The organism is Sphingopyxis sp. KK2, from assembly GCF_001990265.1.
GTDB lineage: Bacteria > Pseudomonadota > Alphaproteobacteria > Sphingomonadales > Sphingomonadaceae > Sphingopyxis.
Genome location: NZ_LYVN01000063.1, coordinates 1 through 21,599 on the forward strand (window position 1 = coordinate 1; position 21,599 = coordinate 21,599).

Below are 21,599 nucleotides of genomic sequence, written 5' to 3' on the forward strand. Positions count from 1 at the left end.
CGGCTATACCGCGAGCAACCGGATCAGCGTCGAAACCGCCGATGTCGCGCGCGTGTCGCTGATGCTCGCTGCCGCGGTCGCCGCCGGCGCCACCGCCAGCGACGGCCCCAATTTCGACCGCAAGGACATGAACCCGATGCTCGTCCCCGCGCGCGAACGGCTGTTCCGCCAGGCCGAGGCGCAGGCCAAGGACTATGCCCGCGCCGCCGGCTATGCGCGCGTCCGCCCGATCGCCATCTCCGAACGCGTCGGCAATGATTATGAAAGCTATGGTTCGCTCGGACTGATGGAAAGCGCAGCGGTCGCGACCGAAGCCGACCTCGCCGAAATGGCGCCCCCGACGCCCTCGACCGACGTCTCGCGCTCGCTGCAGCTCAGCATCAGCTTCCGCCTCGAACGCTGACCCCACCGGAAATCGGCGGAGGTTAGGCTTAGGTTCATGTCGCGCCGCTATCCTTGCCGCACGGTCGGGGATGGCTGTAGGGAAATGACGATATGACCACCACGCCTGCCCTCCGCCTCCTCTCGCTCATCGCCATGCTCGCCTTCGCCGCGCCGTCGCTCGCGCAGGACGACAGCCTCGCCATGTCGTCGCAGCCGCCCGAAAAATTCTCCTTCCTCATCGCCTATGGCCAGGACGAATGCCCCGAGGCCGACGGCGACGAGATCGTCGTCTGCGCGCAGGAACCCGAGGCCGACCGTTATCGCGTACCCAAGGAATTGCGCGAGGAACTCAAGGAAGAGGATGCCGTCGTCGGCGGCGGCAGCTGGGCCTCGGCGGTCGAAGGCTATGACGACATCGCGCGCCTCAATCGCCCGAACAGCTGCTCGGCGGTCGGCAGCAACGGCTTCACCGGCTGCACCTCGGCGATGCTGCGCCAGTGGTTCGCGGAACGGCGAGCGGCACAATAAACCGCGTCCCGCTCGGGGCGGATCGGCGCTTTTCATCATTCGATATCACCAGAGCTTGCGCCGAAATCGCGGCGGCGACGGATGCGCGCCCGGAAACGGAGCGTTTCCGCGCCGGCGATTGACCGCACCCCTCTCGCTCGCCTAGCTTCACCCTCCCCCCATCCAGCACGGAGCCTGCCCCATGCGTTACGCCCTCCCCCTGATCGCGATCGCCGCCGTCGTCGCCGTCCCCGTCATCGCGCAGAACAGCGGCCCGCCGGGGGCACCCGACAAGAGCCGCGTCGCCGCGGGCACCTATGCCGCCGACCCCGGCCACACCCAGGTCGTGTGGGAAGTCGATCATTTCGGCTTCAGCAAATATTCGGGCATCTTCGGCGACGTCACCGGCACGCTGGTGATCGACCCCGCCAACCCCGCCGCCGCCAAGGTCGAGGTGACGATCCCGGTCGCGAAGGTCACCACCGCCAGCGCCGGCCTCACCGGCCACCTGCTGCGCGCGGGCAAGGACGGCGGCAAGCCCGACTTCTTCGGCCCCGCCCCCGCCGACGCCAAATTCGTCTCGACCAAAGTCGTCCTCGACGACGACGGCGACGAGGCGAAGGTCACCGGCAACCTCACGCTCAACGGCGTCACCAGGCCGGTGACGCTCGACGTCGATTTCCACGGCGCCGGCGACAATCCGTACAACAAGAAGGCGACGATCGGCTTCAGCGCCGAAACCAAGATCCGTCGCAGCGACTTCGGCATCGCCTTCGGCATCCCCGCGGTCAGCGACGAAGTCGAACTCGACATCCACGCGGCGTTCGAAAAGCAGTAAGCGATCAATCCTCCCTGTGGCCGCAGGCCATGGGGAGGATCGTTCACCTCCCGTCCATCGCGTCCCGCCTAGCCTCCCGTCATCCAGAGGGAGGATCACCATGCGCCCCATCCTGCTCGCCGCCGCTTTGCTCGCCGCGACCCCGGCCTTTGCCCAGACGCCCGCGACGCCCAATCCCCAGATCGACTATCCCGCCTTTCAGGCGCTCACCGCCTCGGTCGCCCCGCAGCGCGAGGCCCGCCTCATCGCCTTCGACGCCTTCAAGGCCGAGGCCGCGAAGCCGAATGTCCTCCTCCTCGACGCGCGCTCGAAGGACGCCTTCGCGCGCGGCCATATCGCGGGCGCGGTCAACCTGCCGCTCACCGACTTCACCGCGGAAAGCCTCGCGGCGGTGATCGGCGCCGACCCGAACCGCCCCATCCTCATCTATTGCAACAATAATTTCTCGAACCACCGCAATCCGGTGCCGCTCAAATCGGCGCCGCTCGCGCTCAATATCCAGACCTTCATCAACCTCGTCGGCTATGGCTATCCCAACGTCCGCGAACTCGCCGACGTCGTCGATTTCGACGATCCGGCGGTCGGCTGGGTCAAGGACTAGCCCCCACCCCAATCTGTCACACGCACCGCGTAAGTATCGGCACGGGGCCGCCCGCCCCTTCCCGATTCCTGCAGGAGCTTATGTGATGAGCGAACTGGTACGCGAGATCGTCGAAATCGCCGCCTTCGTCGTCGACGACGAGGAAAATCCGCAACTGACCGTCGAGGCCGAGGGCCTTGCCGCCACCGCCGGCTGGACCAATGTCCGGCTCGAGGCGCATATCTATATCGATCCGCCCGAGGACGGCTTCCAGGACTTCGACCTCGTCGGCGACCGCCCTGCAGAAGCCGCCGCCGACGCGCTCACCCCGGTCGAGGCCGCATGGGAAGGCCCGCTCGAGGATTGGCTGATCGGCGTGCGCATCCACGCGATCGACAATATGGTCGAGGAAGAGGTGTTCGAACTCGACGATCAGGATGACGCGGACAGCGAGGCCGCCTGACAACCCGCTCCCGCTTCATGCCCCTGCGCCGGACCGCGAGCGCGACTTCGCGGTCCGGCGACATTTTCCGCCCCGCGGCGGCCTGCCGCGAAATATTAGACGCCTGCCCCTTGCCAAGCGCGACATTTTGCATCATTGGGACGCCCATGCGCGGCAACGCTCTTCTTCTTCTGCGACTTACACGCCCTTGGGCGTGACACTGGCTGCGCGCTAGTCGCGGCCACCCGCTCAAGGGTCCGATCGACAAGCACTCGCAACCACCAGAAGAAGTAACCCACCATGACCATGCTCCGCGACCCTTCGGTCAAATATTCGGCCTTCCCGCAGGTTCCCTTGGCGAACCGCGAATGGCCCGGCCGCGTCACCACCCAGGCACCGATCTGGCTCTCCACCGACATGCGCGACGGCAATCAGGCGCTGATCGATCCGATGGATGCCGAGAAGAAGGCGCGATTCTTCGACCTGCTCGTCCGCGTCGGGCTGAAGGAGATCGAGGTCGGCTTCCCCAGCGCGGGCGCGACCGAGTTCGACTTCATCTCGAACCTCGTCCGCTCGGGCCGCATCCCCGACGACGTCACGCCGCAGGTGCTGACGCAGAGCCGCGCCGACCTCATCCGCACCAGCTTCGACAGCCTCGCGGGCGCGAAGACCGCGATCGTCCATGTCTATAACGCGGTCAGCCCCGCCTGGCGCCAGATCGTCTTCGGCATGGAAATGCCCGAAATCAAGGCGATCGCGATCGAGGGCGCAAAGCAGCTGCGCGACAATGCCGCGCGCCTGCCGCAGACGAACTGGCGCTTCGAATACAGCCCCGAAACCTTCTCGACCGCCGAACTCGATTTCAGCATCGAATGCTGCGCCGCGGTGATGGACATCCTCCAGCCGACGGCGGACAACCCGATCATCCTCAACCTGCCCGCGACGGTCGAGGCGTCGACCGCGAACATCTACGCCGACCAGATCGAATATTTCATCAAGAACCTGCCCGGCCGCGACAAGGCGATCATCAGCCTGCACACGCACAACGACCGCGGCACCGGCGTCGCCGCGGCCGAGCTCGGCCTGCTCGCGGGCGCCGACCGCGTCGAGGGCTGTTTGTTCGGCAATGGCGAGCGCACCGGCAACTCGTGCCTCGTCACCATCGCGCTCAACATGTACACGCAGGGCATCGACCCCGAGCTCGACTTCTCGAACATCGACGAGGTCATCGCGACGGTCGAATATTGCAACCAGCTCCCCGTCCACCCGCGCCATCCCTATGGCGGCGAGCTCGTCTACACCGCCTTCTCGGGCAGCCACCAGGACGCGATCAAGAAGGGCTTCGCCGCGCGCGAGCGCCAGAATGACGAACGCTGGCAGATCCCCTACCTCCCCATCGACCCCGCCGATTTGGGCCGCAGCTACGAAGCGGTGATCCGCGTCAACAGCCAGTCGGGCAAGGGCGGCGTCGCCTGGGTGCTCGAACAGGACAAGGGGCTGAAACTGCCCAAGAAGATGCAGGCGAGCTTCAGCCACATCGTCCAGGCGCTCGCCGACGAAACGAGCCGCGAACTCGGCGCCGACGATATCTGGGGCGCGTTCGAGGGCGCGTATCTGACCACCGAAGCCAAGCGCTTCCAGCTCGTCGACTGGTCCGAAACCCATAGCGGCCCCGACCGCATCTTCGCCGGCAAGCTCACCATCGACGGCACCGCGCGCAGCGTCAGCGGCCGCGGCAACGGCCTGATGTCGAGCGTCATCGCGGCGCTCAGCGAAAGCGGCGGCCCGGTGATGGACATCGTCGACTATAGCGAGCACGCGATCGGCCAGGGCAGCAATGTGCAGGCTGCCGCCTATGTCGAATGCCGCACCGCCGACGGGCGGAGCCTCTTCGGCTGCGGCCTCGACACCGACGTCGCGACCGCCAGCGTCCGCGCGATCCTCAGCGCCGCCAACGGCGCCTGAGGCCCGCACCGCCGCCGCCCGTCCCCATCGCGCCATGCTCGTCCTGCAGCACATCATTGCGCGCTGGGACAAGGCGACGCGCGGCGCGAACGGCCCCGTCCGGCGCCCGCGCCTCGCCCCCGTCTATGCGCTCCCCGCGCATGACGGCGGCGCGATCGACGGCCGCACCGAAATGCTCCTGCATCAGGTCCATTCGGACATGATCTTCGGCCAGCCCGGCCCGACCGAAAGCATCGGCGCCATCGCGCGCGCCGACTGGCTCCGCAGCCATCCGGCGCTCGGCTGGCTCGCGCACCCCGATCGCGTCGACATCGGCCTGTCGAACCCGTCCGAACACCGCCTCCAGACCCGCTGGCCCGCGCACCTGCCGCGCCCGCTCTTCGCGCTCGAACGCGGCGAGACCGCGCGCATCGAATGGAACGGCCGCTTCCGCACCTCGCTCTTCGGCTCGAACCGCGCGAGCTATTACGAGCAGCATGTCTACTGGCTCGCCTTCACCGACGCCCCGACCGAGCGCCTGTTTCTGGACGCGCAGCCGAAGAAGGTCATCGACCTGACGGGGCATATGTATTGAGGATGGCAACGGCCCGAAGTCGAGCGTCATCCCCGCGCTCAGCGAAAGTGGCGGCCCGGTGATGGGCATCGTCGATTACAGCGAGCATGCGATCTGCCGAGGCAGCAACGTGCGGGCGGCGGCCTATACCGAATGCCGCACCGCCGACGGCCGGAGCCTCATCGGCTGCGGGCTGGATACCGACGTCGCAACCGCAAGCGTAAGGGCGATTTTGTGGGCGGCCGATGGGGCTCAGCAGCTAGGCTGCACGCCTCCTGAATAGCGCGGCCAGCCGCCCCTTCCAACCTTCGGAATGTACGATCCTAGCGTGATGGAGGCCGTCCCTCAGGATTTCGCCCTTGGTGAGCTTCGAGATAGGCCGCCAATCGCCGGTAAAGACGTAAATGGCGTTGTCTCTTCGGAGGCTTTCGAGGACGATAATTCCGTCGGCCCGAAAAACGTAAGCCATATAATCGTCGAATCCACCTTCTCCGACCCAGCGCTCATCCGGCCCAAAGTCTTCAAGTGTCTTCTGTCGGTCGAGGACAATTTCTCGCGACTTGGGGTTCATGCGCGCAGTGGCTTCGACGACATGCTCTTGGATTTGTTCCCAAGGATAAACGTCGGGAGTAGGATGCGAGTCACGCGACTGGATCTAGATGGAACAGGCTCCCCTCTCGGATTGGCAGGCAAGATATTAGAGGCCGAGCCAAATCTGGTCATACCTGTGCCGATCGAAGAGCTAGCGAGCCGGCTCGACATTCAAGAAATTGCGGAACTGACAACGGCAGGGTTTGAAGGCGGCCTAAGACGACGAAGATTACGATCCTGACGAAGGAAAGACGTCAAAAGAGAGATACCGCGACCGAATGGAAGCGAAACATCGACAATAGACTTCGGAAAACACAAATTTTTCCTTTCCTAAAAAGCACCCATATGGTTCATTTCATCAGTTTCACCTAACCACAGGAGCGACTCGATGGAAAACCTCCCCCACGACCCCGCGCAACTCCCTGCCCCCGCCAGCTACCACTGGACCCCGGCGCTCCAGCGCCAGTTCCTCGAACATGTCGCCGACACCGGATCGGTGCGCATCGCCGCCGACCGCGTCGGCATGTCGCCCTCGGCGGCCTATCAGCTCAAGCAGCGGCCCGAGGGCGCGGCGTTCCGGCTCGGCTGGGCGGCGGCGGTGCTGATCGCGCGGGCGCGGCTCGCCGACGAACTGCTCGACCGGGCCATCTATGGGCAGGAGGAGACGACCACCGTCTTCCGCGAGGAGGAGCGCAGCCTCGTCAAGCGCCGCCGCACCGACGCGCGCCTCGGCCTCGCGATGCTCGCGCGGCTCGACCGCATGGTCGAAACGCGCGCGGAGGCGGGCGAGGCGATGCTCGCGCAGGTGATTGCCGGCGACTGGACAGGCTTTCTCGCGCTCTTCGATATCGATCCCGACGCCCAGGCCGCCGACGCCCGGCCCGCCGAGGGCCGCGCCGCCGCGCTCGCATGCTGGCTCGCGGGCCGCGACAACCGCGCCAACCCGCTCGCCGCGCTGTGGCATGGCAGCGCAATCGCGAATGAAGTTTCGCACTTTTCCGCCGATTCCGAAGCCGCGCCCGCGCCGCCGACGACGCCGGCGGAGGCCGCCGCCGCGCTCACCGTCTGGTTCGACGACATCAAGCGCGAATGGCGCACCAATTTCCCGCCGCCGGACGATTTCCTCGGCGATGAGGAGGGCGATTTCGGCGACGAGGATTATGAACGCACGCTCGAACCCGACGAGGAAGAGGCGATGGACGCGGCGCAGGCCGAATATGTCGCCCCGCTGCGCACAGCGGGCGAGGCCGCGCGCCGCGCCTTTTTCGATCGGCTCGCGCCCGCGAACGACCGGGCGGGCGATGGCGGCAAGGCGCAGAAAAGCGCCAGCGGATAGGGTGCGGCGGGCGGGCCGCCGGTCAGTCGGTCAGGCGGGCCGCCGGTCAGGCCGCCTCGACCTGCACCACCCCGCGCAGCCGTTCGGCGTCGCGCGACGGCGGGGTGCCGAAGGCGCGGGCATATTCGCGGCTGAACTGCGACGCGCTCTCATATCCCACCGAATAGGCGGTGCGGCTCGCCTCGGCCCCGCCCGCGAGCAGGCGGCGCGCGGCGTGGAGGCGCAGCGTCTTCTGATATTGCAGCGGGCTCATCGCGGTCGCCGCCTTGAAATGGCGATGGAACGACGCGACGCTCATCCCCGCGATCTCGGCGAGCGCGTTGGTGCGCAGCGCCTGGTCGTAATGCGCGCGGATCCATTCGATCGCGCGCCGCACCCGCGACAGCCGGCTGTCGTCCTGCGCGATCGCGCAAAGCTGGTGCCCCAGCGGCCCCTGCAGCAGGCGATAGAGGATCTCGCGTTCGCGCAGCGGCGCCAGCATCGCGATATCGTCGGGCCGGTCGAGCAGCCCGAGCAGCCCCGCCCAGGCGTCGAGCAAATCGGGGGTCAGTTCGGACACCGCAAAGCCCGCCTGGTCGGCCTCGGCGGGCGCGGTGCCGATCGCCGCCGGGTCCATGCTCGCGATCAGGTCGGTCAGCACCGCGCGGTCGATGCGCAACGCGACCGCGATATAGGGCTTGTCGGGGGTCGCCTCGATCACCCGCCCCACCGCGGGCAGGTCGAGCGAGGCGACGAAATAGCTCGACGCGTCATAGGTGATGACCGTGTCGCCGATGACGACGCATTTCGTCCCCTGCAGGATCAGGCAGGTCACGGGTTCATAAAGCGTCGCGGTGCCGCTCGTCGGCTCCGCCATCCGGCTGATCACGACGCGCGGGATCGGCGCCTCATAATAAGGCGAATCCACGTGCCGCATGACGTGCGAGCGCAGCGAGTCGAGCCGTTCCTGCATGGCGCCAACATCGGATGCGCGCCCGCGAAGCGCAAGCCATGCCGCCGCCACGGCCCGCGCATTGATAGAAATAGGCAAGTCAACGCCATGATCGGGCACCGCAAAACCGCAGGACCCGCTTATCATGACCGGGACAGGGCACTCGCTCCCCCGCCCTGCAACTTCAGGAGTTCCGCATGACCCAGTTCAACGCCAAATCGACCACCGACGACGTCCTTGCCGGGGTCGACCTGTCGGGCAAGCGCTTCCTCGTTACCGGCGTCTCGGCCGGGCTCGGGGTCGAAACCGCCCGCGCGCTCGCCGCGCATGGCGCCGATGTCGTCGGCGCCGCGCGCGATCTCGCCAAGGCCGAGGGCGCGACCGGCGCCGTCCGCGACGCCGCCAAGGCCGGCGGCGGCAGCTTCGAGCTGATCCGGCTCGACCTCGCCTCGCTGACCAGCGTCCGCGCCGCCGCCGATGCGCTCGTCGCCGACGGCCGTCCGTTCGACGTCGTCATCACCAACGCCGGCGTGATGGCCGCGCCCTTCGGCAAGACCGAAGACGGGTTCGAGACGCAGTTCGGCACCAACCACCTCGGCCACTTCACCTTCGTCAATCGCATCGCATCGCTGATCAGGGACGGCGGCCGGCTCGTCAGCCTCGCCTCGTCGGGGCACCGCTTCTCCGACGTGAACCTCGACGACCCGAATTTCGACAACGGCGATTATGAACCCTGGGCCGCCTATGGCCGCGCGAAGACCGCGAATATCCTCTTCGCGGTCGAATTCGACCGCCGCCACAAGGATCGCGGCGTCCGCGCCGCGGCGCTCCACCCCGGCGGCATCCACACCGAGCTCGGCCGCCACCTCGACGAGGGCGCGCTCGCCGCGCTGGTCGAGCGGATCAACGCCGCCGCGAAGGAAGCGGGCGGCGAGGCCTTCGAGTTCAAGTCGATCCCGCAGGGCGCCGCGACCTCGGTCTGGGCCGCCGCGGTCGCCGATCCGGCCGAGATCGGCGGGCGCTATCTCGAGGATTGCCACGTCGCCAAGCTCGCCGAGGACGAGGGCCTGCGCGAGGGCGTGCGCGCCTATGCGATCGACCCCGACAACGCCAGGGCGCTGTGGGCGAAGAGCGAGGAGATGGTCGGCGAGCGCTTCTGACGCCTCGTACCGGCAGGCGGGCGGGCGACAAGGCTTGTCGCCCGCCCGTCCGGCTACCTATAGGCGCGCGATGTTCACTCACCGCCTCGCCACCCCCGCCGACCTCGACGCGCTGCGCGCCGTCATGGCGCTCGCCATCGCCGAACTGCAGCGGGGCTTCCTCACCCCCGAACAGATCGTCGCGAGCAACGCGGTCATGGGGCTCGACACCCAGCTCATCGCCGACGGCACCTATTTCATCGTCGAGGAGGACGGCGCCATCGCCGGCTGCGGCGGCTGGTCGCACCGCGCCACGCTCTATGGCGGCGACCATAGCAAGGACCTGCGCGACCCCGCCCCGCTCGACCCCGCCACCGACGCGGCGCGGATCCGGGCGATGTACACCCACCCCGGCTTCGCCCGCCGCGGCGTCGGCCGGCTGGTGATGATGCTCTGCGAGGATGCCGCCCGCGCCGCGGGTTTCGCCCGCGCCGAAATGATGGCGACCTTGTCGGGCGAACCGCTCTACCGCGCCTGCGGCTACACCCCGATCGAACGCGTCGAGGCGCCCGGACCTAACGGCGTCGCCGTCCCGCTGATCCGCATGGGAAAACCGCTCTGACCGGCCGCTCTAGTCGACGACCCAATAATCGGCGGCGCCGCCAGGTTCGCCACCGCGGCGGCAGACCAGCACGCCGTCCAGCGACAATTCGGCCCAGCGTCCGATCGGCTCATGCTCCATCATCGCCAGCGCCGCGACAAGGTCGGGCGCGTCGAAAGCGACACGCTTCTCCACGCCGAACCAGCGGTCCTCGTAACGCAGCACGTAGGTCGCCGCCGGCGCCGGCACGGGTTCGGCGCGCAGCGGGCGCGGCAGGCAATCGCAGCCACCAGCGGCCGCGGGGGGAGGAATGGGCACTATCGAACGCCTTCGTTGGGGGGAAGCGAAGGGGCGACCGACACGATCTGGTCCACCGTGAAAGCAGCCGGGGGGCGAAAAATCTCCTGACACGCATGAGACGGATTACAGCCGCACGACCCGCAAAGGGGGCCGCAACGCATAGGGCACGCCCCCGCGATGAACCCAAAAGCAGAGCATTCTAGGCATCGTTCGACGGGCCGCCCGTTCGGATCGACCAACGACAGGCAGGCCGCAACAAAGTTACGGCCCAATTCCCGTCACATAGCCATGGAATCGCCGATCCGGCGGGCGGCTACCGCACCCCGGCCGCCAAGGCCTTTTGCAGCTTGGCGGTCGCCGCCGCCGCGGCCTTGTCGCCGGCCTTGCGCTCCATCTCCTCGGCGGCGGCCAGCTCGGCGATCGCCTGCAACAGCGCACCCTTGATGCCGCGCGGCGGCACCCGGGTCAGCTTGCCGTTGACGATGACGAAACCGTCGCCGCCCTTGCTCACCCCGCCGAACACCTCGGCGGCGATTTCGGCATATTCGACATCGACGCGGCCCAGTGTCGGCGGCGCCGCCTGCGTCGCAAAGGGACGCAGCGCTGCGGTCTGCTCGCACACCCCCTGGTCGTCGATCCGCACCCGGCGGCCCGGCCCGTTGTCGGCCGGCACCAGCTCGCGCTCGAGCTGCCATGTGTTGCGAAAGGTCATCGCGCACAGCCGGTTGTTCGACGCGACGCGGCATTCCATGTGCAGGTGCGGGCTGCCCTGGGTGTTGCCCGAATTGCCCGCCTCGGCCAGCTTGCGCCCGGCCCATACCGTATCGCCGGTCTCGACCGTGATGCTGCCGCGCTTCAGATGCATATAGCCGACCTCAAGCTCGCCATAGCGCACCCACACGGTGTTGCTGCCATAATGGTCGGTGCGGTTGCCCGCGCCATAGTCATTGTCCCAGAAACCCTCGGCGGTGCTGTGATAGGGGCCGGGGCCATAGCCGTCGATGACGTCGATGACCTCGCCGTCCCCCATGCCGCGTACCGGCCGGCCGAACACCCGCGAGTCGGTGTTTTTGGTCGGATTGGCGATACGGGCGCCGGTCCATTCGCCGTTGAGCCGCGCCTGGATGCTGATGTCATAGGCGAAGATCTGGGTGCCGCTGTTGCCGCCATTATAGAAATGGCGCGCCGAGGTGACGACATATTCGTCATCGGCCAGTTCGTGCCGCACAAAGGGAAGCAGCAACGGCCCGTCGCCGGTCGGGTCGCCCCAGCGGATCAGGTCGAAGGTCTGCGTATAATTGCGGGTGAAGTCGGCGCAGGTCACGGCGACGGTCATCTTCGTCGGCGCCGGCCCGTCGAGATAGATCTGGTTATATTGCCGGGGCGAATCCTCGGTCTCGCGCCACGACCCATTGTGCCAGGTCGCGGCGGCGTTCAGCGCGACCACCCCGTTTTCGGGCTCCATATTTTTCTCGGGCACCATGTCCATCGCGAAGGATCCCTTGCCGGGAAAGGACAGGCTGATCCCGGTGATCGTCACCGAAGCCTGCCCCGCGGTCTTGTTCACCAGCCGCAGCCGGACGCAGACCTTGTAGCGTTCCTTGTGATCCTTCGATTGCGGCGCGAGCGGCAGATAATAGATTTTGCCGTTCAGGCCGGGGTCGGCGCTAATCTCGAATGTGGGGGCGGACATGGGGTTCTTCCTCTTCGCAGCAAACGGCGGGGCCGTCGGACAGGGGAAGCCGGACCGCAGGCGCGGTTCGATCTTCCTTCGATGCGACTCAAGAAGAAGGCGGGATTGCGCCCGCCATGGTGGACAATATCCTACCGTGACTGGTTAATCGCCCGCCGGTCGGCCCAGCCGGGTCACCTGTGCGCCATGTTGAGCGCCGCTGCCGCCGCGAAGAGCGATTTCAGCGCATCCTCGTCGATCCGGTCGTCCTCGCCGATATCGATCGCACGCCGCGCATTGCCCTCGAGGCTCGCGTTGAACAGCGCCTTGGGATCGCTCAGCGACGCGCCCTTGGCAAAGGTCAGCTTAACCTTGTCCTTGTACGTCTCGCCGGTGCAGACGATCTTGCCGCCGGCGTACCAGGTCGGCACCCCGCGCCATTTCCATTCCTCGACCACCTCGGGGATCGCCGCCTTGATCAGCGCCCGCACCCTGGCGAGCACCGCGCCGCGCCAGTCGCCGAGTTCGGCGATGCGGCCGTCGATAAGTTCGGCCGGGCTCTTGTCCGTATCGCTCATGCCTTCTTGTCCTTTGCATGCGAAATCCAGCCGGGGATCGCCGCCGCCTGTTCGATCCAGCGCACCAGTTGCGCCGTGTCGACCGGCTCGTCCTCGAAGATATGATAATAGCGCGCGTCGGGATCCTTCGACCCGACCGGCGGCACCGGGTCGAGCTGCGACCCGCGAAAAAAGGTGACTTTGATATATTTGGTGAAGCAGTGGAAGCAGAGGAACCAGCCCTTGCCCGGCACCCCGTAAAAGGGCGAGTTCCAGCGCACCGCCTTCTCGACCTCGGGCACGGTCCGGGCGATCAGCGCGTCGAGTTCGGCGCCCGCCGCGCTTTTCCACCCCGGCATCGCCGCGATATAGTGCTGCACCGGCGCATCGCCGTCAGCCTTGGCAATCTGCGGATTGCCGCCCGACAGAAGCACCACTTCTTTCTTGCCCGCCATCGCAACCTCTTCCCGCTTGCGTGATGGCCGCAAGGTAGAACGGCGGCGCGGCGGCGCCAATGCGAAACTAGTAGCGTGCGCGCACGCCAAGGAAGAAGCTGCGCCCGGGTTCGGGGAAGCCGTCGGTCAGCGCATAGTCGCGATCGAACAGGTTGCGCCCACCGACGCCGAGTGTGATCCGGTCGGTGACGTCGAAATCGACGCGCAGCGCCGCAGTGACATAGGCCTCGGTCTTGTAATAGACCGGTGCCAGCCCGTTCGCCGACGCGGGCGTCACCGTCGTCCGCCCCGACGCATAGTCGAGGCTCGGCACGATCTCCAATGCCGCGACCGGTTTCCACGCGACATAGGCAAAACCCTTGTGCGCTGGCACGTCGGTCAGTTCGAACGGCCGGATCAGCCCGCCCGGCGGCGGCGTCCCGATGTCGAAGCTGCGGTGGATATAGCTGTAATTGACCCCGGCGTTCAGCGTCGCGCCCAGCCGTACGTCGACCGATATCTCGCCGCCATAATAGTCCGCCGACCCGATATTCTCGCGCCGGTTCAAATTCTGCGGTGTCCGTACCGACACCAGCGCATCGTCGATCCAGCTGTAAAAGACTGCCCCCGACAGCGTCACCGGACCCGCCGCGCCGCTGGCGCCGATCTCGGCGTTGGTGGCACGCTCGGGTTTCAGGTCGGGGTTGGCGACCGCCGTCCCGAACTGGCTTGAGAAGCGCTCGAACAGCGTCGGGAAACGCGCGCGCGACGACAGGCTGGCATGGACCTCGGTGCCACCTTCGCCGCGCCAGTCGATCCGCCCCTGCGCATTCCACGCGCTGGCGTTGCGCAGCGGGTAACTGAACAGCCGGTTCGCCCCCGTGGCGCCCGGCGGCAAGCCGAACTCGTCGGCGCGCACCAGCTCGCGCCAGTCAAAGCTCCCGCCAGCGGAGAAGGTCAGCCGCGGTGTGAGCGCCAGCCGGTTCTCGGCGGCGATGCTCCATGTCCGTTCGACGCTGCGCTGGTTGGGTTCGGCCACGCTCGTCGGCAATCCCGGCCGGCTCGTCTGCGCCTCATTATGCTCGTCGCGGCGATAGTGAAGCGCGAGCGCGAGCCTGTCGTCCTCGCCAAAGGTGCGCAGCGCCAGCTCGGCCGACCCGCCATAGGCGTTGTCGTCATACGGGCTGTCGAACGCGCGCCCCAGTACCTGCGTCGTTTGCGTGCGATCATCGAACGACTGCAACAGGTTCGTCAGCCGGTTGTAATAAGCACGCGTTTTCAGCGTCGCGCGGTCGCCCAGCGCCGTCGTCGACAGGAAATAGACGCTCTCGACATCCCACCGCGGCCACTTCCAGTTGCGCAGCGACACATTGCTCGTGTCGGTCAGGTGCAGCGGCGCATTCTTGCGCCCCTCCTGCCGCGTATAGCTCAGCACATATTCGTCGCTATCGTTGGGCGTGAAGCCGATCTTGGCGTTCACGCGCCAGTCGCGCGCCTTCGAAAAATCGCGCGCGCCGCCATCCTCGTTGACCGTCGGCGTGAAGCCGCCGGGCAGGTCCCAATGGTCGGTGATATTTATCGCATAGCTCGCCTGCGCATAGAATTTGTCCTGCCGCGTGCCGACCAGCCCGAAACCCGTAAAGCCGCCATAATCGAGGTCGGAATCGAGATTGAGCTGCGCCCGCCCCTCGATCTCCAGCGCCTTGGTCGGCTTGCGCGTCACCAGATTGACCGCGCCGCCCATCGCGCCCGGTCCGTCGAGGACCGAAGCATAGCCTTTCGCGACCTGGATCTCGGCCACGTCGGGGGTCAGGAAACGCCCGTAATCGAGCCGGTTGTCGGCGGGCAGGTAGACGCGGATGCCGTCGATCGACAGCGGGACCTGGAACCGGTCGAACCCGCGCACGAACAACAGCCGTTCGTTGCGCGACCCGCCCGAATTGCTTGCCACGACACCGGGGATGAGATTGGCCGCATCGTCGAGCGTCCGGCGATCGAAACGATAAATCGCCTCCTGCCCGACATGGTCGCTCTCGATCGCGGCATCGACGCTGCGATAGCCGGTCACGACGATCTTCCCGAGTTCGAAGGCGCTATCGTCGACAGCGCCTCCCGACGAAGCCGGCGCGGCGTCCTGTGCCCAGACGGGTGCCGCGATCAGGCCGATCGTACAGAAAAGAATCCGGCGCATGATATCCCCCTTCAACCGCAATCGGACGGCGCTGCCCCTATCTATATTTCTGGGTATATAGCTTGTCCGGTTGGCACAAGGCCGAAACTTGATAGGGCTTGCGCGGTTGCAAACGCCGGAAGCCATCGCTCCGGGCTCGCGTCCCGGCCACCGACGGGCGACCAGCCGGGCCTGGCACGGCGCAACGGCGGGTGGGAACCTCGCCGCAAATCTTGACTTTTCGGGCCTTCCAGGTCATATCGGGCGGGCTAACGTCGCCTGCGACGGAAAATATGCCCCCTCGGGGTGGATACTTCCCTTCACTCGCTACCAGCCTCGCCGGTGCCTTTACCGGCGGGTCAATCATGTTTTCGTGAAAGGAAACACCCATGCCGACCGGCAGCGTCAAATTCTTCAACACCGACAAGGGTTATGGCTTCATCTCGAACGAAGATGGCTCGGGCGACGCGTTCGTCCACATCACCGCCGTCGAGCGTTCGGGCATGTCGACCCTCAACAAGGACCAGCGCGTTTCGTACGAACTGGAAACCGACAACCGCGGCAAGACCTCGGCTGTGAATCTTCAGTCGATCTGATTTCGACCGAACGGCATCGCCTGCCTTCGGCGGCGCGATGATAACACCGGCCGGATGCGCGATTTCCGCATTCGGCCGGTCGTCCGCGATGCACTCCGCATCGCCTCACCCCGAAATGCGGCCGGACGCCGCACCCAAGATGATTTGAATATCAAGTCAACGACAACAGAAACTACGAGAGATAATGTTTAATCATTCCAACGCTTTTCCGCATATCGCGGTCCTTCCGTCGCCCAAGACCCCGCAGCGGGTTCCGGCGGCCCGTCGCTCGCCGACGCTCTCGCGCCGCGAGTTGCGCCGGCTGATCGCCGACATGATCGACTGATCATCCCACGGCGGCCGCTGACCGTGCGGCCGCCATCCAGGAGTATAGGCCCGTGTCCGCCACCAGCGATTTCTATCTGACCCAGGCCGAAAAATGCGCCAGCGACGCTGCCGCAACGACATTGACCCAGGTCCGCGAACGCAACCTGCGTGCCGAAGCCGCATGGCGCTCGATGGCCGAAAAGATCCTGCTGACCGAAGAAACCCGCGCGCGCCGCGACGCCGCGAAGGACGACGCCGCCTAGCCGCCGCACGCATCGGCGCGGGCCAGCAGCCATTCGCGCTCGCGCGCATTGCCCGCGAGCTTCGCGGCATCCTCGAACGCCATCCTCGCCTCGGCCAGCCGGCCGGCGCGAAACAGGAAATCGCCGCGCGCCGCCGGCAGCGGCGCATAGTTGCGCAGCACTGCCTCTTCCGCGATTTCGTCGACCAGCCGAAGCCCCGCCTCGGGCCCATACGCCATGCTGTGCGCGACCGCGCGGTTGAGCTCGACCACCGGCGACGGCATCACCTGCCGCAGCCGGTCGTACAGCGCCGCGATCCGTTCCCAGTCGGTATCCCCGGCGCGCCGCGCCCGCGCGTGACACGCCGCCAGCGCCGCCTGCAGCGCATAGGGCCCGTCCGCGCCGCCGAGCGCCTCGACGCGCGCCAGCGCCGTGAGCCCGCGCCGGATCAGCAACTGGTCCCAGCGCGCGCGGTTCTGCTCGGTCAGCGGCACGAATTTCCCGTCGGGCCCGGCGCGCGCGGCCAGCCGCGACGCCTGGATTTCCATCAGCGCGAGCAAGGCCAGCACCTCGGGCTCCTCGGGCATCAGCCCGGTGAGGATACGCCCCAGCCGCTGCGCCTCGGCGCAGAGCGGCGGCCGCACCAGCGACGGTCCCGCGGTCGCGGCATAGCCTTCGTTGAAAATCAGGTAGATCACCTCGAGCACCGACGCACGCCGCGCCGCCAGTTCGGCGCCGCGCGGCACCTCGAACGCCACCCCGGCCTTGGCGATTGCCTTTTTCGCGCGCGTGATCCGCGCCGCGATGGTCGCGTCGTTCGACAGGAAAGCGCGCGCGATCTCCTCGACCGTCAGCCCGCCGACCAGCCGTAGCGTCAGCGCAGCGCGCGCGTCGGGCGCGATCACCGGGTGACAAGCGGCAAAGATCAGCCCGAGCAGTTCGTCGCCCAGCTCATCGTCGATTGCGGCCTCGATCGCCGCGACGCTGTCGTCGGCTTCGTCCATGTCGCGTGCCAGTTCGTCATGCTTGCGGCGCGCCATCGCGCTGCGCCGAAAGCCGTCGACCGCGCGGCGCTTCGCCGCGGCGGTCAGCCAGGCGCCGGGATTGGCAGGCACCCCCGATTTCGGCCATTCGGCGAGCGCGATCAGCAGCGCGTCCTGCGCCAGTTCCTCGGCGCGGTCGACGTCGCGCGTCATACGCGCGAGCGACGCGATCAGCCGCGCGCGCTCGATCCGGAACACCGCCTCGATCGCGCGGTGAGTGTCATCGCGTGCCATGCTCGCCTTCTCGGGCACATCAGCCGGAGAGGCAAGCATGGCGGGGCGGAAGCCTATTGGCCGGCGAGCTTGTCGCGCAGCATCTGCTCATGCGCGGCGATCTCGGGCGTCACCACGTCGCCGAAATCCTCCATCTCGTAAAAGGGCCGGATTTCGAGCTCGCTCGGCCCCGGCATCGGGTTCGGACAGCGCTTCGCCCAGGCGACCGCCTCGTCCATGTCCTTGACCTCCCAGACCCAATAGCCCGCGACCAGCTCGCGCGTCTCGGCGAAGGGGCCGTCGATCACGCTGCGATTCGGCCCGTCGAACGCGATCCGCTTGCCCGCCGACGAGGGTTTAAGCCCGTCGCCGTCGACCATCACGCCGGCGTTGACCAGTTCCTCGTTGAACTTGCCCATCGCCTCGAACATCGCGGTCATCTCGGGCGTCGGGTCGATCCCGCGTTCGCTGTCCTCGGTCGCTTTCACGAATACCATCACACGCATCGTCCATCTCCTTGATCGCGGGGCCGGCATGGCCTCCTGTCCATACGACGAACGGCGCCCGCTCGAATCGACAGGGTCGCGAAATTTTTTTCACTTTTTCCCAAGGTGCGCCATCGCCTTGTGGTTCCACGCAAAAAATCGCCGATCCGCGCCGCCTGCGGCGGCCCGCGCTTTTCATGGTGAACCGCGCTTAATCATCTTCAGTCGCCGCCGTTAATCGTCGCATGACCAGTTTTGCACCTTCTTCAGGCGAGCCGGTAGGGCGGCTCCTCGGATGGCTCGGGCTTCGCTCCCCCCGCGACGGCGACCCGCAACAGGCCACCGAGCCGGGGGGTGTGCGCGACCTTGCCCGCCTCGCCCGGCGCGACATGGTCGATGCGATCGGCGCTTTCCTGATCGACAATGATCTCGAGGTGACTCCGGCGAACCTGATCTTCGCGCACAGCGCCTTTTCGGGGAAAAATCCGCGCCTCGCGCGACAGATCACCGCGCGCACCGGCAACGGCGGCGTGACGCAGAAATGGCTCGACGAACTGACCGAGGAAGCCGCCGACAGCTCGGCGCAGGCCGAACTCGAACGACTGATGGCGCGGCTCGAAACCAATCTCGACGCCTTCCAGGCGCAGAGCAAGACCGCGCACGAGCATGCCGTCGACTATGGCACCGAACTCGAACAGCATGTCAGCGACCTCGAACAGCTGCAAAAGACCGGCCAGATCGTCTCGAACCTCGCCGACCTCGCCAAGACGATGCTCGAACGCACGCGCAAGGCCGAGGAAGAGATGCGCAAGAGCGAGGAGGAAGCGAAATCGCTCCGCCGCAGCCTCGAACGCGCCAAGCGCGATGCCGAAATCGACTATCTCACCGGCCTGCCCAACCGCCGCGCCTTCGAGGAACTTCTCGAACTCCAGTATCGCGAGGCGCAGATGGCGATGGAACCGCTCAGCGTCGCCTTTTGCGACATCGACAATTTCAAGGCGATCAACGACGCCCACGGCCATGAGGCCGGCGACCGGGTGCTCAAGACGATCGCCGACACGCTGTCGCAGATCAGCGACGACCAGTGCCATGTCGCGCGCCACGGCGGCGAGGAATTCGTCATGCTGTTCCGCGGCAAGAACCCCGCCGCCGCCGCCGAGCGGCTCGACCAGGCGCGCGAGCATCTTGCCGCGCGGCGCCTGATCAACCGCAAGACCGACGAACCCTTCGGCCAGATCACCTTCTCGGGCGGGGTTGCCGACATCTTCGGCTTCGGCGACGCGCGCGCGGCGCTGAAAGCCGCCGACGACGCGCTCTATCGCGCCAAGCAGAACGGCCGCAATCGCATCGAGGTGGCGGGCGCCGATTGAGCATGCGATGAACCAAAGGGCCTGCAAGCCGTTGGACAGTCGATACCGTCCCCTTCTATGCAGGCCCCATGGATTCCACCAAAGCCAAGCTCGTCATCCGCAATAGTGCCCCCCGCGACGCCGCCGCGATCGCGCGCCTGACCGCCAAGGTCTATGGCCGCGGCGAAGGCTATTCGGCGGCGCAGATCCGCGGCCAGATCAACAATTTCCCCGAGGGCCAGTTCGTTGCCGAATATGAAGGCGCGATCGTCGGCCTCTGCGCGACGCTCATCGTGCCCCACGAAGCGGTGTTCACCGACCACCGCTGGTCGGCGATCAGCGGCGGCGGCTTCGGCACCAGCCACGATCCAGACGGCGACATCCTCTATGGCATGGAGGTGTGCGTCGACCCCGACTATCGCCGCCTGCGCATCGGCCAGCGCTTCTACCGAAAGCGGCAGGAACTGTGCCAATCCTATGAGCTGAAGGGCATCGCCTTCGGCGGTCGGATGCCCGGCTACGCCCGCCGCCGCCGCAAATATCCCGACCCGCAGGACTATCTCGACGCCGTCGTCGAAAAACAGCTCCGCGACCCCGTGATCAACTTCCAGATCGCGCAGGGGTTCGAGCCGCGCAGCGTGCTCCACCACTATGACCGCCGCGACCTCGACAGCGGCGGCCATGCGGTGCTGATGTATTGGGAAAACCCGCTCGAACCGCAGGGTGCGGCGAACCCCAAGGCGCGCGGCGCGGTCCCCGACCGGCTGCCGCAGTCGGTGCGCGTCGCGACCGTGCAGTTCCAGATGCGCGGCATCACCAAGATCGAGCAGTTCGAGGAACAGGTCGAATATTTCGTCGACGTCGCCGCCGACTATAAGGCCGACTTTGTGGTCTTTCCCGAACTCTACACGCTCGAACTGCTGTCGATCGAAAAGAACAAGCTGCCTCCCGAACAGGCGATCCAGAAGATCGCCGATTACACCGAGCGCTATATTGAATTCATGGAAAAGCTCGCGGTCAGCTATAACATCAACATCATCGGCGGCTCGCACCCGACGCGCGTCGCCAATGGCGACATCCGCAACATCGCCTATGTCTTCCTGCGCGACGGATCGGTCCATACGCAGGAAAAGCTGCACCCGACCCCGTCCGAGCGCCGCTGGTGGAACATCAAGGGCGGACACGGCGCCGACGCGATCAACACCGACTGCGGCCCGATCGGGGTGATGATCTGTTACGACAGCGAATTCCCCGAACTCGCACGCCACCTCGTCAACCAGGGCGCGATGATGCTCTTCGTCCCCTTCTGCACCGACGAGCGCCGCGGTTACCTCCGCGTCCGCTATTGCTGCCACGCGCGCGCCGTCGAGAACCAATGCTATGTCATCACCTCGGGCGTCGTCGGCAACCTGCCCAACGTCGAGAATATGGACATCCACTATGCCGAAAGCGCGATCCTGACCCCCTCGGACTTCGCCTTCGCCCGCGACGGCGTCGCCGCCGACACCGCGCCCAACACCGAAACGATCGCGATCGCCGACCTCAGCCTCGCCGACCTGCTCACCAGTCGCCAGAGCGGCGCGGTCCAGAACCTGCGCGACCGCCGCTTCGACCTCTACAGCGTCGACTGGAAGGACGCGCCGACGCCGGGCATCGGGTCGCGCTGAGGGCGACAAGGCCCGACTTCGGGCGTTAGCGGAACGTCCATGGCATCGTCACCCCGGAGTTGATCCGGGGTCCATTCTCGCCGCGTTGAAGGAATGATCCCGGATCAAGTCCGGGATGACGAAGGTCAGCAAGCGACCGGTAGCGGATGTTTTGACTTGTGACTTACCAATCAGCGAAGCGAGATCATGTAGTTCAAAAGCGCCGCATCCGGCGAGATTTGTTCCCGATCCTCATGGACCTTCCGCACGCTTGAAAACACGATTTCGATCATCCAATCATTGAATGAAATCGTCCAGAAGCGGTGACAATGAAACTCGCACGACCAACGCTCCGTGCGATCGCTTACAGGGACTTCAGTGATATCCCACATGCGGACCGGATACTTTGAATTAGCAAGCCCCTCGTGGACGTTGTTAGGATTTTGCTCGAAATAGACGACTTTGCTGAACGCCAAGATGACATTGCCACCACCGTCAACAGGAGCGATCTCATAGCTGAGTAACACTTCATCTTCGCGGTGCCTAAATAGCGCGGGCCCTTCCACCGTTCCTATTCGCGGGAGATTTTCCTGCGGCGAGATACCGTCATTCTTCTTGCTAAACCAGCCCAAAGCCATCTCCCAGTTGGCAAGGTAGCTAACGGCAGACGCGTCCGCTTTCCACCCCAAAACCGCCCCCTCCCCTCAAAACCCACAGTC

General features: G+C 66.2%; 24 protein-coding genes and 1 pseudogene. 16 read left to right on the forward strand and 9 right to left on the reverse strand.

The genetic code is table 11. The features are described from left to right. The 10 genes from B1A78_RS11905 to B1A78_RS11950 form a co-directional block, all read left to right on the forward strand. Positions 1 to 403 (forward strand): SIMPL domain-containing protein (locus B1A78_RS11905; RefSeq protein ID WP_144037793.1); only part of this gene is annotated, 403 nt, incomplete at its 5' end. 92 nt (positions 404 to 495) lie between these two features. Then, complete coding sequence (locus B1A78_RS11910; RefSeq protein WP_077147181.1) at positions 496 to 912, forward strand: hypothetical protein; 417 nt, start codon at positions 496 to 498, stop codon at positions 910 to 912. Between the two features lie 181 nt (positions 913 to 1,093). Continuing rightward, a complete protein-coding gene (locus B1A78_RS11915) occupies positions 1,094 to 1,729 on the forward strand; it encodes a YceI family protein (RefSeq protein WP_077147182.1) in 636 nt (211 codons plus the stop codon). 100 nt (positions 1,730 to 1,829) lie between these two features. Continuing rightward, on the forward strand, positions 1,830 to 2,330 hold the full coding sequence (locus tag B1A78_RS11920; protein ID WP_083734099.1) for a rhodanese-like domain-containing protein: 501 nt from the start codon (positions 1,830 to 1,832) through the stop codon (positions 2,328 to 2,330). 85 nt (positions 2,331 to 2,415) lie between these two features. Next, a complete protein-coding gene (locus B1A78_RS11925) occupies positions 2,416 to 2,772 on the forward strand; it encodes a hypothetical protein (RefSeq protein WP_077147183.1) in 357 nt (118 codons plus the stop codon). Between the two features lie 279 nt (positions 2,773 to 3,051). Beyond that, complete coding sequence (gene leuA, locus B1A78_RS11930; protein WP_077147184.1) at positions 3,052 to 4,716, forward strand: 2-isopropylmalate synthase; 1,665 nt, start codon at positions 3,052 to 3,054, stop codon at positions 4,714 to 4,716. A 34-nt stretch (positions 4,717 to 4,750) separates the two neighbouring features. Further along, positions 4,751 to 5,290, forward strand: coding sequence for a hypothetical protein (locus tag B1A78_RS11935; protein ID WP_077147185.1), 540 nt, complete (start codon positions 4,751 to 4,753; stop codon positions 5,288 to 5,290). Beyond that, positions 5,286 to 5,552, forward strand: coding sequence for an alpha-isopropylmalate synthase regulatory domain-containing protein (locus B1A78_RS11940; RefSeq protein ID WP_372236877.1), 267 nt, complete (start codon positions 5,286 to 5,288; stop codon positions 5,550 to 5,552). Before B1A78_RS11935 ends, B1A78_RS11940 begins: the two co-directional genes overlap by 5 nt. Positions 5,553 to 5,597: 45 nt before the next feature. Continuing rightward, complete coding sequence (locus tag B1A78_RS22305; RefSeq protein WP_218667971.1) at positions 5,598 to 6,101, forward strand: hypothetical protein; 504 nt, start codon at positions 5,598 to 5,600, stop codon at positions 6,099 to 6,101. A gap of 147 nt (positions 6,102 to 6,248) precedes the next feature. Then, complete coding sequence (locus B1A78_RS11950) at positions 6,249 to 7,196, forward strand: hypothetical protein (protein ID WP_077147188.1); 948 nt, start codon at positions 6,249 to 6,251, stop codon at positions 7,194 to 7,196. A 46-nt stretch (positions 7,197 to 7,242) separates the two neighbouring features. Here the strand turns inward: B1A78_RS11950 and B1A78_RS11955 are convergent, their stop codons facing one another. Continuing rightward, the gene (locus B1A78_RS11955; RefSeq protein ID WP_077147202.1) at positions 7,243 to 8,148 is read right to left on the reverse strand and encodes an AraC family transcriptional regulator; all 906 of its coding nucleotides are present in this window, start codon (positions 8,146 to 8,148) and stop codon (positions 7,243 to 7,245) included. Between the two features lie 176 nt (positions 8,149 to 8,324). Here B1A78_RS11955 and B1A78_RS11960 point away from each other — a divergent pair, with 176 nt between their 5' ends. Both B1A78_RS11960 and B1A78_RS11965 read left to right on the forward strand, forming a co-directional pair. Further along, the gene (locus B1A78_RS11960) at positions 8,325 to 9,287 is read left to right on the forward strand and encodes an SDR family NAD(P)-dependent oxidoreductase (RefSeq protein WP_077147189.1); all 963 of its coding nucleotides are present in this window, start codon (positions 8,325 to 8,327) and stop codon (positions 9,285 to 9,287) included. 70 nt (positions 9,288 to 9,357) lie between these two features. Next, the gene (locus tag B1A78_RS11965) at positions 9,358 to 9,888 is read left to right on the forward strand and encodes a GNAT family N-acetyltransferase (protein WP_077147190.1); all 531 of its coding nucleotides are present in this window, start codon (positions 9,358 to 9,360) and stop codon (positions 9,886 to 9,888) included. Between the two features lie 9 nt (positions 9,889 to 9,897). Here the strand turns inward: B1A78_RS11965 and B1A78_RS11970 are convergent, their stop codons facing one another. The 5 genes from B1A78_RS11970 to B1A78_RS11990 form a co-directional block, all read right to left on the reverse strand. Further along, positions 9,898 to 10,185 (reverse strand): hypothetical protein, encoded by a 288-nt coding sequence (locus B1A78_RS11970; RefSeq protein WP_144037796.1) that lies wholly within the window; start codon positions 10,183 to 10,185, stop codon positions 9,898 to 9,900. 295 nt (positions 10,186 to 10,480) lie between these two features. Beyond that, positions 10,481 to 11,860, reverse strand: coding sequence for a M23 family metallopeptidase (locus tag B1A78_RS11975; RefSeq protein WP_077147192.1), 1,380 nt, complete (start codon positions 11,858 to 11,860; stop codon positions 10,481 to 10,483). A gap of 173 nt (positions 11,861 to 12,033) precedes the next feature. Continuing rightward, positions 12,034 to 12,417: a DUF1801 domain-containing protein gene (locus B1A78_RS11980; RefSeq protein ID WP_077147193.1), complete on the reverse strand. Its 384-nt coding sequence runs from the start codon at positions 12,415 to 12,417 to the stop codon at positions 12,034 to 12,036. Next, entirely contained in the window at positions 12,414 to 12,851 is a 438-nt protein-coding gene (locus B1A78_RS11985; protein WP_077147194.1) for a DUF1801 domain-containing protein, read from the reverse strand. The genes B1A78_RS11980 and B1A78_RS11985 overlap by 4 nt, the downstream gene beginning before the upstream one ends. A 67-nt stretch (positions 12,852 to 12,918) precedes the next feature. After that, a complete protein-coding gene (locus B1A78_RS11990; protein ID WP_077147195.1) occupies positions 12,919 to 15,021 on the reverse strand; it encodes a TonB-dependent siderophore receptor in 2,103 nt (700 codons plus the stop codon). A 368-nt stretch (positions 15,022 to 15,389) separates the two neighbouring features. Here B1A78_RS11990 and B1A78_RS11995 point away from each other — a divergent pair, with 368 nt between their 5' ends. Further along, positions 15,390 to 15,596, forward strand: coding sequence for a cold-shock protein (locus B1A78_RS11995; RefSeq protein WP_077147196.1), 207 nt, complete (start codon positions 15,390 to 15,392; stop codon positions 15,594 to 15,596). A 377-nt stretch (positions 15,597 to 15,973) separates the two neighbouring features. Further along, positions 15,974 to 16,165 (forward strand): hypothetical protein, encoded by a 192-nt coding sequence (locus B1A78_RS12000; RefSeq protein ID WP_077147197.1) that lies wholly within the window; start codon positions 15,974 to 15,976, stop codon positions 16,163 to 16,165. Here the strand turns inward: B1A78_RS12000 and B1A78_RS12005 are convergent. Both B1A78_RS12005 and B1A78_RS12010 read right to left on the reverse strand, forming a co-directional pair. Further along, positions 16,162 to 17,421, reverse strand: a complete 1,260-nt coding sequence (locus B1A78_RS12005) for an RNA polymerase sigma factor (protein ID WP_077147203.1) — start codon at positions 17,419 to 17,421, stop codon at positions 16,162 to 16,164. The genes B1A78_RS12000 and B1A78_RS12005 overlap by 4 nt on opposite strands. Positions 17,422 to 17,546: 125 nt before the next feature. Then, a pseudogene (locus tag B1A78_RS12010) lies at positions 17,547 to 17,906 on the reverse strand (YciI family protein); the annotation flags it as partial. Between the two features lie 335 nt (positions 17,907 to 18,241). Between B1A78_RS12010 and B1A78_RS12015 the strand changes: the two are divergent. Together B1A78_RS12015 and B1A78_RS12020 are read left to right on the forward strand one after the other, a co-directional pair. Then, positions 18,242 to 19,255, forward strand: a complete 1,014-nt coding sequence (locus B1A78_RS12015) for a diguanylate cyclase (RefSeq protein ID WP_256838009.1) — start codon at positions 18,242 to 18,244, stop codon at positions 19,253 to 19,255. A gap of 68 nt (positions 19,256 to 19,323) precedes the next feature. Beyond that, positions 19,324 to 20,901, forward strand: a complete 1,578-nt coding sequence (locus B1A78_RS12020; protein ID WP_077147200.1) for a bifunctional GNAT family N-acetyltransferase/carbon-nitrogen hydrolase family protein — start codon at positions 19,324 to 19,326, stop codon at positions 20,899 to 20,901. Positions 20,902 to 21,071: 170 nt separating this feature from the next. Here B1A78_RS12020 and B1A78_RS12025 read toward each other — a convergent pair whose 3' ends face one another. Continuing rightward, positions 21,072 to 21,518 (reverse strand): hypothetical protein, encoded by a 447-nt coding sequence (locus tag B1A78_RS12025; RefSeq protein ID WP_144037797.1) that lies wholly within the window; start codon positions 21,516 to 21,518, stop codon positions 21,072 to 21,074. Positions 21,519 to 21,599 lie beyond the last annotated feature (81 nt).

Excerpts from the sequence above, each read along its gene's own strand:
- B1A78_RS11960 (WP_077147189.1), top strand. The coding sequence starts at position 8,325 with ATGACCCAGTTCAACGCCAAATCGACCACCGACGACGTCCTTGCCGGG.
- B1A78_RS12020 (WP_077147200.1), top strand. The coding sequence starts at position 19,324 with ATGGATTCCACCAAAGCCAAGCTCGTCATCCGCAATAGTGCCCCCCGC.
- B1A78_RS11955 (WP_077147202.1), bottom strand. The coding sequence starts at position 8,148 with ATGCAGGAACGGCTCGACTCGCTGCGCTCGCACGTCATGCGGCACGTG.
- B1A78_RS11965 (WP_077147190.1), top strand. The coding sequence starts at position 9,358 with ATGTTCACTCACCGCCTCGCCACCCCCGCCGACCTCGACGCGCTGCGC.
- B1A78_RS12025 (WP_144037797.1), bottom strand. The coding sequence starts at position 21,518 with ATGGCTTTGGGCTGGTTTAGCAAGAAGAATGACGGTATCTCGCCGCAG.
- leuA (WP_077147184.1), top strand. The coding sequence starts at position 3,052 with ATGACCATGCTCCGCGACCCTTCGGTCAAATATTCGGCCTTCCCGCAG.
- B1A78_RS11915 (WP_077147182.1), top strand. The coding sequence starts at position 1,094 with ATGCGTTACGCCCTCCCCCTGATCGCGATCGCCGCCGTCGTCGCCGTC.
- B1A78_RS11980 (WP_077147193.1), bottom strand. The coding sequence starts at position 12,417 with ATGAGCGATACGGACAAGAGCCCGGCCGAACTTATCGACGGCCGCATC.
- B1A78_RS11990 (WP_077147195.1), bottom strand. The coding sequence starts at position 15,021 with ATGCGCCGGATTCTTTTCTGTACGATCGGCCTGATCGCGGCACCCGTC.
- B1A78_RS11985 (WP_077147194.1), bottom strand. The coding sequence starts at position 12,851 with ATGGCGGGCAAGAAAGAAGTGGTGCTTCTGTCGGGCGGCAATCCGCAG.
- B1A78_RS11920 (WP_083734099.1), top strand. The coding sequence starts at position 1,830 with ATGCGCCCCATCCTGCTCGCCGCCGCTTTGCTCGCCGCGACCCCGGCC.
- B1A78_RS11935 (WP_077147185.1), top strand. The coding sequence starts at position 4,751 with ATGCTCGTCCTGCAGCACATCATTGCGCGCTGGGACAAGGCGACGCGC.
- B1A78_RS11925 (WP_077147183.1), top strand. The coding sequence starts at position 2,416 with ATGAGCGAACTGGTACGCGAGATCGTCGAAATCGCCGCCTTCGTCGTC.
- B1A78_RS11975 (WP_077147192.1), bottom strand. The coding sequence starts at position 11,860 with ATGTCCGCCCCCACATTCGAGATTAGCGCCGACCCCGGCCTGAACGGC.
- B1A78_RS11950 (WP_077147188.1), top strand. The coding sequence starts at position 6,249 with ATGGAAAACCTCCCCCACGACCCCGCGCAACTCCCTGCCCCCGCCAGC.
- B1A78_RS11995 (WP_077147196.1), top strand. The coding sequence starts at position 15,390 with ATGCCGACCGGCAGCGTCAAATTCTTCAACACCGACAAGGGTTATGGC.
- B1A78_RS12005 (WP_077147203.1), bottom strand. The coding sequence starts at position 17,421 with ATGGCACGCGATGACACTCACCGCGCGATCGAGGCGGTGTTCCGGATC.
- B1A78_RS11910 (WP_077147181.1), top strand. The coding sequence starts at position 496 with ATGACCACCACGCCTGCCCTCCGCCTCCTCTCGCTCATCGCCATGCTC.